The following is a 14531-nucleotide window of genomic DNA, read 5'->3' as shown; positions in this document are numbered from 1 at the left end:
TTTTAAACAAAATGTATTCTAACTAAGCATATTGATTAAAATATTTGGTTTTTTTTAATGCAATTCCTATTGGTATAAATATTAATGCTCCTGCAAATGCTTGAATAGAGTTTGCAGGAATACTAGTTGCTGCTACTAAAAAACTTCCTTTCATAATACCGCCAGCAATAAAATATCCAAAAACCATCCATATAGCTCCAAATATTAATGAAATACTATTTCTAACATTTATTAAATTATCACTTTCACCATTAGAAATTAATCCAACAAAATATCCCATTAACCCTTTTATTATAAGAGTAGGAATTATCCAATGAGTATAACCTAAAAGTAAATCAGCCATAGCTGAACCAATTCCTCCTGCAATAGCACCTTTCTTTTTACCAAAAATAATTGCCGATAGAAATATCATACTATCTCCTAAATGAACATAACCTTCCGTTGAAACCACAGGAACTTTAATCATCATTGTTGATACAGCTACTAATGCTATTAAAAGCCCTAAAATTGTTAAATTTTGAATTTTGTTGTCAATTGCATTTTTGCCCATAATAAATACCCCCTTAATATAAAAATTAACATTTTATTAATCTTAATTTTAGTTTATCACGGAAGTGTATTGCTGTAAATTCTATTTTACTTATTTAATTGCTATTGTACCGCTACAATTTTAAATTATAATTTTTATTCATTATTAAAACCTGAAGTATTTAACTTCAGGTTTTAATAATATTTATACTATTTTATTTAACTACAATTGCAGTTGTTTTTATTACTATTAGCTCCTCCATGAGGGCATCCAATACATTTTGTTCCTCTTTTTTTCTCTTTAACAACCTTTCCAATTGATAGTCCAATGATTACAAAAATAATTAAACCAACTATTATATTTACCATAATATCACCTAAGCCTCCTGTAATTTAAGAGCTGCTTTTTTATTTCCTTTTATAACAAGGTATACAAGATACCCTATCATAAGTCCTACTGCAATAGCTCCTGCAATAAAACCAGAACCAAAAGAACCTGTTGTTATTAATGTGCCTATTTGATAAGTAAAGAAAGCTACTGAGTAACCCATTCCAAACTGGAATGCAATACCACCCCAAAGCCATCTATTATCTTCCATTTCTGAATTCATCGCACCAATAGCAGCAAAGCATGGAGGTGTAAATAAGTTAAATACAAGATAAGATAGTGCTGCAACTGAAGTTAATCCCATAACACTTGCAACATCTTCAGCTCCTGATACTAATGCAAATTCTTCAGTATCTATAAAGTTTGTGATTGAATAAACTACTGCTAAAGTACCAACTACATTTTCCTTTGCAATAAAACCAGTAATAGCTGCTGCTGCTAATTGCCATACACCAAATCCTAAAGGTATAAGAAATACTGCAAATGGTGAAGCAATACTCGCTAATATACTTGTATCTTGTGCACCCTCTGCTACAACTTGAAGCTTCCAATTAAAAGTCTGCATAATTTGTACTGCAGCATTACAAAGTAATATAATTGTACCTGCTTTTACAATAAATGCTTTTGCACGAGCAAACATTGAAACTGTAGCTCTTTTGATGCTTGGAAATCTATATTGTGGTAACTCCATAATAAAGAATGATCTTGAATTTTTTTCTCCAGTAATTCTTACTACTACTAATGCGCTAATTATGATAATTAGAATTCCTGCAAAATACATAGAAGTACCAACCCACGCTGCATTTTCAAAAAATACTCCAGCAAATAACGCAATAACTGGTAATTTTGCACCACATGGCATAAATGGTGTTAACATTGCCGTAGTTCTTCTTTGTCTTTTATTTTTTATAGTTCTAGTTGCCATAATTCCAGGAATAGCACAACCTGTACCTATTACCATAGGTATAATAGACTTACCTGATAGACCAACTTTTTTAAAGAAACGATCCATAAGTACTGCAACACGCGCCATATAGCCACAATCTTCAAGTAATGCCAATAAGAAAAACAATACCATAATAAGTGGTAAAAATCCAACTACAGCACCTACACCACCAATAATACCATCTAATAGTAATGAGCTAAGAAAAGGAGATACATTGTCACCTAAAGCACTTTCTACTACTGCATATAAGTTATCAATCCATGCTACTAACGTATCTGCTAAAAATGGTCCTAAATGTTCTTGTGAAATTGAAAATACCGCCCACATAATAAGTGCAAAAATCGGTAATCCAATCCATTTATGTGCTAAAACCCTATCTACTGCATCTTGCTTAGTTTGTTTATTACTATCTATTTTTCTTGTCTCAACTTCTTCAACAACTTTTTTAACAAAATTATAACGTGCCTTATCAGAATCTTTTACAGCATCGGAATCCTTTAAATCAATATATTTATATTTAAAAGGAGCCTTTTGTTTTGTTCCTTTAACTTCTACAGCTTTTGAAATTAAAGTATCTAAATTGTTATTTTGAGATTTTGTTGATACTGTTTTTACTACAGGGCATCCTAAATATTTACTTAAATTTTCTATACTAATTTTCGTATCTTTTTTCTCATTTATATCACTTTTATTAAGAGCTATTACAACTGGGATATCTAATTCCATTAGTTGAGTTGTAAAAAATAAACTCCTGCTTAAATTTGTAGCGTCTACAATATTAATTATTACATCTGGATTTTCATTTTTCACAAAATCCCTTGTTATAGTTTCTTCTGATGTAAAAGGAGACATTGAATAAGCTCCTGGAAGGTCTACTGCCGTAATATCTACACCAGTTTTATTTAAATTGTCCTTTATAATTCCCTCTTTTTTATCAATAGTAACTCCAGCCCAGTTACCAACATGTTCAATTCTTCCTGTAATAGCGTTAAACATAGTTGTTTTACCACTATTAGGATTACCTGTTAATGCTATTTTCATAGTTGTCCTCCCCAATTTATTTAATTTAAAATTATATTTAATATTAATTAACTTTATACAATAATTGCTTTTGCAAGTTCTAAATCAATGCTATATCTTGCATCTTTTACAGATATGACATAATTTTCTCCCAATAAAGATATTATAGTTACCTTTTCTCCTTCATAACATCCTAAGGTAAAAAGAAAATTCTTCATTTCTTCATCATCTGTTTTAATATCTTTTATTGTATATTCTACATTCACCTTAGCTCTAGATAAATTTTTCACGATATCACCTTTTGCATCTTTAAACTCATAAATTTTATTCATGATTCCACTCACTAAACTCTCAGCCATATATGTACCCCCTTTAAACAATATTTTTAATACATTTTTACTTGAAGTATAATATTTAAGTCCATCTAATCTTAATTGTTAATATTAGATCGTTAAAAAAAGAACTTTTAAAGTTATTTGATAACAATTATCATTCTTGATGATATTATATGCTAATTGATAATCTTTGTCAATAAGTTTTCAATCTTTATTTTAAATAAAATAAAACTTCGATTTTTCAAAAATCGAAGTTTTATTTATATTATCTTTCAAACAACTCTCTTACATTTTTAAGTTCTTTGCTTATTTCTATAGATTGAGGACAATGTGTTTCACAGATTTTACATTCCACACAATTTGAAGCACTTTTTTCTTCTAAATCTTCATATCCTCTTTCTTCTTCAAATACATAATAATTGTTATATACACTAAAATTCTTAGGAATATCTACTCCTTGTGGACATGGCATACAATAACCACAAGCTGTACAGTTTACTCTAATTCTACTTTTATAAATATCTTTTACTTTTCCAATAGTATTTAATTCAGTTTTTAATAGTGAGTTAAATTCTGCATCTTTAGCTATATTTATATTTTCTATTACTTGTTCCATTGTACTCATTCCACTAAGTATTATTGAAACTTCGGGATGATTCCAAACCCATCTTAATGCCCATTCAGCAGGTGTTTTATTACCATCTTCATTATTAAATAGTTCTATTGCTTCTATAGGTAGATTACCTGTAAGTTTTCCTCCTCTTAAAGGCTCCATAATAACTATTCCAAGATCTTTTTCATATGCATATTTTAACCCTTTAAGTCCAGCTTGATAATCTTCATCCAAATAATTAAATTGTATTTGACAAAAAGAAAAATCATAATAGTCTATAATTTCATTAAAATATTCTTGTTTATCATGATAAGAAAATCCAGCATATTTAATCTTACCTTTCTTTATAGCACTATCCAAAAATTCATCTACGCCAAGAGATTTTAATTTTTCCCAAACTTCTTTATTTAAAGCATGTAACAAATAAAAATCTATAGAATCTATTTCAAGTCTTTCTAATTGCTCATTTAAATATTTATCCATATCTTCTCTATTTTCAATAAGCCATGTAGGTAATTTTGTAGCTATCTTTACTTTTTCTCTATAACCATCTTTTATTACTTTTGCAACAAAAGGTTCACTTTTACCTTTATCACTCATACCATTACCATGATAGGGATAAGCTGTATCAAGATAATTTAATCCATTATCTATTGCATACCTTACCATCTTTATAGATTTTTCTTCATCTATATCAGATGAATCTCCACCAGGTAAAAGTGGAAATCTCATGCATCCAAAACCAAGAATAGATACTATTTCATTAGTTTTCCCAAATCTTCTATATAACAATCAATACACCCCTTTTTTTGAATTTACTGAATTCTCATATAATAATATTATATCATTGATTTATATTAAAAAGAAATCTCATTATCTTTATTCATAATAGGTGAATTATTAAAGCTTCAGTAATTAACATTAGTACAATGAGGATGCTCAAAAGAAGAAACAGAAGATATTTTACAAGACAGTTTCATAAAAGCAATAGAATACATAGATGTAGTAAATATTCAAAATTTCCATTCTTGGCTTTTTACTGTGAGTATATAAACAATTATAATAACTATGTCAAAAGAAAAAATATTGGAAGAAATAAGTTAATTTTTCTAATCTAAATTGTATCTATAAGTGCATGTAGTAATATGCATGGTGTTAATGACTTTGTTTGAATATATATTTTGCCAAATAAAAATCCTATGTATGTTTGAATACAAGTAGATAGAACAATAATTACAGAGATTTCATTATAACCTAACATATGAGTCAAACCAAAAATAACAAATTGAATTATGTTGGCTTTATCTTCTCTTACTTCAAATGCAAGTAATCCACTTAAAAAAAATCCTCTGAAAAGTACTTCCTCTACTATACTTGGATAATATAATTTTTGTATAAAATTTTTTATATAATAACTAATTGTGTTAACCTCTGTTAAAGAGTTAATAATAGTTACCAATTCTAACAAAATAAATATAAATACAACTACAAGAAAACTTTTAAAAGTTATACTCCAATTAAAATCACTTAGTCTTACTTTGAATAAATAACCTAGTAAAATAGTCATTGTCAATGGTAATTGGAATAGTAATCTCAATTGATTAAGTGTATAATTATCTGTATTTATACCATAATTGAAAAGTTGAATACCAATATATACTAAATAAATCAAAATAAATGCATACAAAAAGTTTTTTTCTTTTTTGATATCACTTTTGTAATTTATTAATTGATTTTTAAAAATAATTAATGCTAGTAACGAAAGTATACATGTTAATATAAAATTTGTATGAAATAAAAAAATCAAAATTAAACATATAATAACAAAGAGCACTTCTATTAATGATAATTTTTTATCATACATCTCCATACTCACCTCTATTTTTCTAAAAAATATCACTTATACTATTTAATTTCTCTTAAACAATCGGTATATAAATCTCTACCAAATGCTTATCTCCTTCTTCCTCTATAGGAGGGTAATGTTCAAAAGAAAACCTATCATCAGGTTTATATCCACTGTTTGGAAGCCACTCTGTGTACATATAATACCAAGCTTTGCCATATTCATTTGAGTCTACTATAAAACTTCCAACCCCATATAATCCTTCTGAAAGAGTCAGTACACCAATATCCCCACTAATTGCAACATTTCTGTCAACAGACATACAGACGCTGATCCGTAAATCTTTTTGGTCTGTTTCATTTCCAAAATCATGATATATAACAAACCATCTTGAATCTGCTGAAATAAGATTTCTTTGATTTGCCCATTGATATAATTTGTTAAACAAACGAGAAAAAAGTTTACTATCTCCTTTATATGGTCCTGTATATCTAGTATAAATTAACTTAATTGCCTTTTCATTTCGTATTTCAATATATAGTGGTTCAATACTCATATCAATCTCATGAAAGGACTGGCCAACAAAATCAGATTGACTTACAATCCCATTTGTTTTTCGATAGTTACTGCCGCTAATCCCATATTTAGATTTAAAAGCCTTAGCAAAAGAGGCTTGACTAGAAAAGCCGATACTCATGGAGATATCAATTATTGATCTCTTTTTATCTGCTAAAAGCATATAAGCTGCCCTTTCCAATCGTATCCTTTTGATGAATCCATACAAGCTTTCTCCTGTCACAACTCTAAATATTCTTTGAAAATGATATTCACTAAAATTAGCTATTTGAGATAGTTGTTTAGTTGAAAGAGATTTATCTAGATGGTTTTCTATATAATCTTGTACTTTATTAATTTGTTTAATATAAGGATTTTCACCTTTTATATGCATATAACATCACCTTAATTCTTTTGATAAATCGTATCATATTTAAGATTACTTAATCAATTGTTTCTATTTCAAATTATACACAACAATTATTATAGTCTAAGTACTAAATCTACATTATTTCTTTTGATAACCAGCTTTGATAATATGCCCTCCTTGATTTCCTCCCCTTGGACCCATTTCTATAATGTAGTCACATGACTTGATCATTTTAAGGTTATGTTCAATTATAATAATAGTAGCACCTTTTTCTTTCAGTTCCATTAAAACCTCTATCACCTTTTCAATATCATCTTCATGTAGACCAGTTGTTGGTTCATCCAAAATATAAAGAGTATTTTTACAATCCTTTTTGTATAATTCTTTGGCCAACTTTATTCTCTGTGCTTCACCACCTGACAAAGTTGAAGCATTTTGGCCAATCTTAAGGTAACCTAAGCCAACTTTATTTAACATAGACAGCTGTCTAACAATCTCCTTTTCTTCCTGAAAAACCTCTACTAAATCATGAATCTCAATATCAAGAATATCTCCTATAGATAAATCTTTTCTTTTAACTTCTAGCACCTCTTTAGAATATCTTTTACCATAGCATTTATTACAAGGAAAATGTACATCTTCCATATAGTGCATATTAACTGAAACCTCTCCGAGACCACTACATTCTGGACATTGACCCCTCTTGGAATTAAAGCTAAAAAATTCTTTTGAAAGATTAGTATTTTTTGCTTGTTTAGTATCTGCATAGCACTTTCTTATTAAGTCAAACACACCAGTATAGGTGCCAGGATTAGATCTTGAGTTACTACCTATTGGTTTCTGATTGACATGGCAAATATCTTCAAATGATTCTACACCGATTACTTGTTGAAACGACCCTAACTCCTCCACATTTCTTCCTAATGATTTCATGAGATAAGGATACAAAGTCTTTGATATGAGACTGCTTTTCCCAGAACCACTAACGCCTATAACTGCTGTCATCATACCAATTGGTATTTCTACGTCAACATTTTGTAGATTATTGGTAGTAACCCCTTTAAGTTGAATATAGGAGATCTTTCTAGTATCAAGAAATTCCTCCGCAACCTCTTTGTTTTTATCTTGATATCTATAATTTACAATTTGAATGTCATCAAAGTCATCATTATAACCATTTAGTTTAAGCTGTTGTTCAATTTCTTGTCGGTTTTTTACAGAAATTAAATTTCCACCATATCGCCCAGCCTTTGGTCCCATCTTAATATGCATGTCAGCTATGGTCATAAAACTTTTTTTATGTTCTACAATGATAACTGTATTCCCATGTTTTTTTAAATCTACTATGGTATTCATCAAAAAACGATAATCTCTTGGGTGTAATCCCTTTGAAGGCTCATCCATAATATAAAGAATATTTGATAGTCCTGTTCCAAATTGTGTAGCTAACTTCAGACGTTGAGCTTCTCCACCAGACAGGCTAGGTATACTTCTATCAACTGTTATATAACTTAATCCTACATCTTCTATTCGTTTTAGTCTTTGATTTAGCTTTATAAAAAGCATTTTAGTTTTATCTTGCTGATCTTTTGTAAGTTGCCTGTAAACTCTATGGCACCATATGCGTAGATGATCAATGCTTTGTTTCACAATCTCAGGATATCTGTGCCCATATATATTAACCAACCTACCGTCCTCTAATAGACGTTCACCTTGACAACGGCTACAGATCTTTTTTGACATATATCTCTTTGTTCTATCAATACCTCTTATAGACTTGGTATCATAGGTCAATCTTTGAATAAGGTTGACGGCTCCTTCAACAGGCCTTGTAATAACTCCACTTCTCCCCTTTGAATTCTCATATTGTAGGCTCACCTCACGCCCATTTGAACCATAAAAGAATTGATGTTTAAATTCCTCTGGCAAATTTAAAAATGGTAACTCAATATCCACATTTAAATCATCCGCTAAAGCCAAAATTTCTCCTCTCATCCAATTTGCATTTGGTTTCTTTTTATGTTTTCTTAAATCACCGTATAGTGATGAAGCACTGTCTAGCAATGATTTCTCTGGAAATTCAACAATCTTATCTACATCTATACTCATCTCTACTCCTAAACCTTTGCAAACTGGACACATATAATCTGGATTATTATAGCTGAATACTTGAGGTATTAAATCAAATAAAATTTCACCACATTCATTACAAACATTAGTATTATCAACAGTCTGATGACATATTGGACATACTCGCTCACCAATAGTTGCAAATACAAGTCTTAATATATCTGTTATCTTAGTTACTGATCCCACTGTAGATCTAGGATTAACCCCTAGAGCTTTTTGTTTAATTGCTATAGCTGGTTGTAATCCAGTTATCTTGTCAACATATGCATTGGAAAATGTATCAGTTAACATTTGATTTGAAAGCACTAAATCCATAAACTGTTTTTGACTCTCAGCATAGATTGTGTCAAAAGCTAAACTAGATTTACCACTACCACTAACACCAGAGATTAGATTAACACTATTTTTAAGAATGGATACAGATACATTTTTCAGATTATGAATATGTGCATTATATATATGTATCTCTTGGTTATTATATTCATCTTTTATAACACTATCCGTCTCAATTTCATCACAGAAATCAGAATACTGATCACTTATTGTTATATCTTTTTGATAGTTTTTATCCAATGTATCTATCTCTTTTGGCTTATCAAAGCTTTTATAGTTCGTCCAGTGCGATACCCAAGGAGGTAAAGTAGCTCCCTCTATTTTATCCACTGATGGTTGATAAAACATAATTTGAAATATTTTTGACCCTGGAAACCCGTCAAAGCCTTCAATATAAATAATATCATTATGATAATCTACCTGCTCTACACGTACAACTGTTGATCCTATTGGATTTGGTCGGACTGGAGATCTTGTTGCAAATATTCCCATATTAGGTGCATTATTATAAGGAGGATTACACGTTCTGTTCCTTCGAAAAGAGTCTTTGTCAAAACGATGAAAATACCACAAAATTCTAATATAGTCACCTTTCTTGATAGATTGAGTATTATCAGCACTAAATTTAATATGACTAAGTATATTTTTCTCAAGTTTAATGACTTCTCTGTTACCATACATACTATATTCACCAATGATATAATCTAAATAATTTAGGCAAAATCTATTTTCAGGTTCTTCTGCGCTAAGTATAACTTCTTCAGCAGGATAATAAGGCTTTATATCAATTAATTGTCCTAAAGATTTTTTCTTATCCAATCTTTCTAATTCAGTAGTATTTTTTTGAGTGTTCAGTATATAATTCTCTGGTATTTTGAGTATGACTTGCCCTATCTTTTCATTAACTTCCAGAATTTTCGTTACATATACTTCGATTCTGTCTTTTATAAGGGAATACAACATACAATGAGAAAACATATCTAGCTTATTCAATGCTTTTTCATATCCTTCATGTAAATTTACGAGAATTATTTCATTCTTATCTTCTATACATAATGTTCCAATTTCTAGCCATTTCATAATGATCCTCCTATTCTCTTAACCATCTAAAACCATTATATCAATTGTTAGTAAAAAATACTTTTCCATTAATGCTATACTACTATTTTTAAATCTATTAATAATATAACTGAAAACTATTCATTTTTTGTCCATGTCATTATACATTCCATAAATCCTGAATCTTCATTTTGTTGCTTTTTTTTCACTATAAACCCACAATGTATATAAAAATTAACTGAAGATATATTTTCAGTATAAACTGCTAATTCTAAAGGTGAATATAAAGATTTACAATAGTTTAGTAGTTTTTTGCCTATGCCTTGTCCTTGATAATCTTCTAAAACAAATAAGGCACCAATAAATGAATTGTCTATAATACTTATAAATCCTTTAATTATACTATTTTCTTTATAAATAAAAGTTGTGGAACCAGGCATATATTGATATTTAACAAGGTTATAATTTTTAATCCAATACTTTTCTGGTATAAAACTATGAGCAGTAATGTTAGTCTTTAACCAGATATCCATAATTTCTTCAATTTCAAACTTTTCTAATTGTTTAATCATTTTTTTCTCTCCTTATTTTACATATTAATTATGCAAATCTGTTAATCTAAAATAATACTTTGTAGTGATTCTTTAATATCTTTTATATATGTTCCACCATGATAGCATATAATTCTATCTATTTCATAATTTAATAACTTCTTTATAGATTTTTTTGCATTATCTATATCTAAAGTATACTGTGGATATGGTATCATCAATTTATCATTTTCTACTATTAATGCATCTCCTGAAATTAATGTTTTACTACTTTTCAAATAAACTGAAATATGGCCTGGCATATGCCCTGGGGTAGCAACTATTTCTATACCTCCAAACCAAGAAAAAGAATCCCTATCTTTTAAGCACATGTCTACCTGAACATTTTCTACTTTTTGAATAAAACGCTGAAACTCTTTTGCACTTTCCTTTTCCTCCTCAGGAATTTTATCACATATGGCCTCTGCTTGCTGTAATCTTAAAGATTTTTCCTTACCACTAATATATTTTTCATCATCAATCGATGAGAGAACCTTTATATGTGGGTACTCTCTTTTAAACTCTCCCAAAGCTCCCATATGATCAAAATCATGATGTGTTATAATTATTTTTGTTAATTTACTAATATCCACTCCATCTTTTTTGGCAGCATCCTTTATTAAATTCAAAAAATTAGGATATCCACAATCAATTAAAACAACTTCACTTTTATCACTTAATATAACTGGATAAATGACATTTTTATTACCATTAAAATCAAACTTTATTTCTAAAATCGCTAGTTTATTCATTAGTTTACTCCTCTATAATCTATTTATAAATATATTAACCTTACTTTCTATAATTACTCAAGTTCTTAAACGATTCTGTATCAAAGTTGTTCATATTTACCTGTAATATTTCAACTAAAAAATCGGTATTAAATTATCTAAATTGATAATAAATACCGATTTTTTAAATTATATATTCTTTTGTTGTCTAATTATTCTTCTTATACTATGTTCAGAGAGGTAATACTTCTGTGCAAGTTTTTTAATAGATATTCCTTCATTATATTTATTAAAAATTTCTTTGTTTCTTCTTTTTAAAATGTCTTTTGTTAAAGTATTTTCTCCCCAAACTTTTTTATTGTCATATTTTATTGGTATATATAAATATCCACCCTCTATATATTCTTGAATGAGTTGGACAATATATTCTGGCAGTATATTTTGTGCATTTTCATATTTCATATCTTTTGCTCCCATCTACTTTGATATTCCTAGATAATAAAGCAAAGAGCACACAAAATAACATTACCTAAATTAATCTACTAAATTAGGCCCTGAACAAATCATTGTTCTATTTATTCTGTGTAATCTTTGCACAGAGCCAAAGTAGGCAGTATATTTTATCATATAATTCATTTGTTTTTCCCTCCATTTATCTATTAATAATTCATAATTACAAGTTATATTAAAATATTAATATTAAATACTTTATTACATTGTACTTACTGTATAAAATTAATTCAACTATTAACTAAAAAAATTTATCTATATTTAGATTAATTAAAGATACTAATTTAAATCTCATTACTTTTTATAGTTCAGTCCCTTTTTTAAAATCAATTCATCAGATATTAAATCCTTCTGTATTTCACAAATAAAATCTGATTTTTTAAAACAGTACCTGTAGCAGGTTTATATGCTTTTTCATTTTCATTTTGTTTTAAGTACATTAATCCATTAAGATATAATCTAACATATAGATTTCTATTCAATTTAGCAATTATAATTAAATTGAGAAATAAAAAAACTAATGATTATATTGGGTTAAAAAAATACACAAAAAGATTATTTCAAATGAATATTTTGAAGATGTTCAACAGCTAATTAAATCTCGTAAGAAAATTAGACCACAAGCACAGATACATTTACTTTTCTGTGCTTGTGGTCATAGTATGCACTTTAAAAAGAATGGAAAGAGTTATATGTTTGAAATATATAACAAACATATCAAACTTAAAAAACAAGAAATTTCTTAATAACTTAGATAATCTACTGAATAAACAGAAGAAAAGATTGAAAAAAATTAAAATCATATTCTAAAGAAATCGAAGCTTTAAAATCAAAAAGATCTAAAAATCAGTATATTTGATTTAAAATAACTTACACCAGAAATATTAAACAGATTTTTTAGTAATACAACACTTTCAACGTATATTTTGACAGAAAAACCATACTAAAATTCATAATACTCTGGATAGATTATGCTTAATTATACAATAAAAACTGGAACATTATATAATAAATAAAAGAAAACTGAAGGTCAATCATGCATAAAAAATATAGACTTTCTAGATCAACTGTGAATAAATAGGTTAAAGATACTAGAAATGAAGAAAAGAATGAATTAAAATTAAACTTAAAATACCAAAACCTAGAGCATAATGGCTCTAAGCCTTGGTATTAATAGGTTCCTATTTAGTTAGCAAGGTCATTATCTAAACAGATGTTTTAAGTTTATTTCATTAGATAATAAATTATAAAGGATTACTACTTAAAGATTATTAGCCAAAATATTTTTCTTATAATAATCTGTATCTGTATAAATATCTTCTTTTAATGGGTTTTTCTTTTTCTTAATAATGGTGTAAACCATATAAGCAAATACTCCAACATTAAATATCAAAGATATAATACTAATTGTCATCAGTACACTTGCGCTATAGGTAGGAAACACTTGAAAGTACTGACTTTTCTGAAAATCTACAGATAGAGAAAACATAGCATACAAGGATAATATTTGTGCCCTATGCTGAAGCCATGCGCCTCTTTTGAATAAAAATTCTGCAATGAGTGCAGCTAATAGGATACCGAATCCAGCATACATTGATCTTGTTGAAATACAATTGTAAACATATGCAAAATTCCATAATGTATAGCCGATGATGTACATCCATGTCATATCTGGCCAAATCATGTCTCTTGACCTATCTTTGGATACTTTTATACCAGCAAATCCAGTTAATGTCACAATGCATAGAATTCCTGCTATCCCATTAAATATATTCCAGATTCCACCTAGAACAACTATACCTCCTGGATCTATTTGCAATTCCTTAAAAGTAGCAAATACTTCAAATTCTCTATAAACTGCCTCTGCAATATTTAAAGATAAAATGGTTACAGGAAATATAGCTGCAAATTTCTTTTCACCTAATTTAGTGAATCGGATTAATAAAAATCCGTAAACACCTATCAACGCAGAAACTACTTTAACCCAACCGAACCACGTTTTCCCTGTAGGTGAGCCTAATACACCCATAAATACTAATATCGCTAGTACCACAGGTAAGGCACAGTAAAAGACTATGGATAAATCTTTTGATTTTCTTGTAATCTCATTTATGCCTAACAATGCTGCTACAAATAAAATTAGTGTGATTAGACTGCCAACTGTTAAACCTTCAAACAATAAACCCATTATAATTTCTCCCCCTTATAATATCTCTATGTTTTTTTAACATGCTACAACTTCTTTAATATTAAATTCTTGTCCTGAAATTAAATAATATTCTTCCCCATGACACTTAGGACAAACTTTTCTATAGTCAATAATATTATAAACCTCATTGCAAACTTTACATTTTCCATTGGCAGGAAGTACAATGATCTCCAACTTTGTGTCTTCATATGCTGTTTCATTTACAGCCGCAGGATAACACTCTTCAATAAATCTTGGAATTGCCTGGGATAATTGTCCAACCTCCAATACAATTTTATCTACTGTTGTTAGATTATTCTCCTTTGCAAATCCATCTACAATATTAATGACTTCGTAAACTATACCTAGTTCATGCATGAAACTTCACC

At 28.7% G+C, this 14531-nt stretch carries 13 protein-coding genes; all 13 read right to left on the bottom strand.

What is annotated here, in order from left to right; genetic code table 11:
- Positions 1–22: 22 nt before the first annotated feature.
- The 13 genes from D3Z33_RS00180 to D3Z33_RS00120 all read right to left on the bottom strand — a co-directional run bounded on the left by D3Z33_RS00180 (position 23) and on the right by D3Z33_RS00120 (position 14520).
- Positions 23–550 carry an ECF transporter S component gene (locus D3Z33_RS00180; protein WP_160195786.1) on the bottom strand — a complete coding sequence of 176 codons (528 nt, stop codon included), beginning with the start codon at positions 548–550 and terminating at the stop codon, positions 23–25.
- Between the two features lie 197 nt (positions 551–747).
- A complete protein-coding gene (locus D3Z33_RS00175) occupies positions 748–897 on the bottom strand; it encodes a FeoB-associated Cys-rich membrane protein (RefSeq protein ID WP_160195785.1) in 150 nt (49 codons plus the stop codon).
- A gap of 8 nt (positions 898–905) precedes the next feature.
- Positions 906–2903, bottom strand: a complete 1998-nt coding sequence (feoB, locus tag D3Z33_RS00170) for a ferrous iron transport protein B (protein WP_160195784.1) — start codon at positions 2901–2903, stop codon at positions 906–908.
- A gap of 53 nt (positions 2904–2956) precedes the next feature.
- Entirely contained in the window at positions 2957–3241 is a 285-nt protein-coding gene (locus tag D3Z33_RS00165; protein WP_347561123.1) for a FeoA family protein, read from the bottom strand.
- 241 nt (positions 3242–3482) lie between these two features.
- Positions 3483–4622 carry an aldo/keto reductase gene (locus D3Z33_RS00160; RefSeq protein ID WP_160195783.1) on the bottom strand — a complete coding sequence of 380 codons (1140 nt, stop codon included), beginning with the start codon at positions 4620–4622 and terminating at the stop codon, positions 3483–3485.
- A 322-nt stretch (positions 4623–4944) separates the two neighbouring features.
- Entirely contained in the window at positions 4945–5700 is a 756-nt protein-coding gene (locus D3Z33_RS00155) for a CPBP family intramembrane glutamic endopeptidase (RefSeq protein ID WP_160195782.1), read from the bottom strand.
- Between the two features lie 49 nt (positions 5701–5749).
- Entirely contained in the window at positions 5750–6625 is an 876-nt protein-coding gene (locus D3Z33_RS00150) for an AraC family transcriptional regulator (RefSeq protein ID WP_160195781.1), read from the bottom strand.
- A 114-nt stretch (positions 6626–6739) separates the two neighbouring features.
- Positions 6740–10144 (bottom strand): TrmO family methyltransferase domain-containing protein, encoded by a 3405-nt coding sequence (locus D3Z33_RS00145; protein ID WP_160195780.1) that lies wholly within the window; start codon positions 10142–10144, stop codon positions 6740–6742.
- Between the two features lie 116 nt (positions 10145–10260).
- Entirely contained in the window at positions 10261–10695 is a 435-nt protein-coding gene (locus D3Z33_RS00140) for an N-acetyltransferase (RefSeq protein ID WP_160195779.1), read from the bottom strand.
- A gap of 41 nt (positions 10696–10736) precedes the next feature.
- Positions 10737–11465 carry an MBL fold metallo-hydrolase gene (locus D3Z33_RS00135; RefSeq protein WP_160195778.1) on the bottom strand — a complete coding sequence of 243 codons (729 nt, stop codon included), beginning with the start codon at positions 11463–11465 and terminating at the stop codon, positions 10737–10739.
- Positions 11466–11633: 168 nt separating this feature from the next.
- Positions 11634–11906 carry a CD3324 family protein gene (locus D3Z33_RS00130; RefSeq protein WP_160195777.1) on the bottom strand — a complete coding sequence of 91 codons (273 nt, stop codon included), beginning with the start codon at positions 11904–11906 and terminating at the stop codon, positions 11634–11636.
- A gap of 1309 nt (positions 11907–13215) precedes the next feature.
- Positions 13216–14142, bottom strand: a complete 927-nt coding sequence (locus D3Z33_RS00125) for a DUF5692 family protein (RefSeq protein WP_243153381.1) — start codon at positions 14140–14142, stop codon at positions 13216–13218.
- Positions 14143–14178: 36 nt separating this feature from the next.
- A complete protein-coding gene (locus D3Z33_RS00120; RefSeq protein WP_160195775.1) occupies positions 14179–14520 on the bottom strand; it encodes a hydrogenase maturation nickel metallochaperone HypA in 342 nt (113 codons plus the stop codon).
- Between the last annotated feature and the right edge of the window lie 11 nt (positions 14521–14531).

The organism is Senegalia massiliensis (assembly GCF_009911265.1).
GTDB lineage: Bacteria > Bacillota > Clostridia > Tissierellales > SIT17 > Anaeromonas > Anaeromonas massiliensis_A.
The sequence above is the reverse complement of the archived record's forward strand: the minus strand, read 5'-3'. Positions and strand labels throughout refer to the sequence as shown.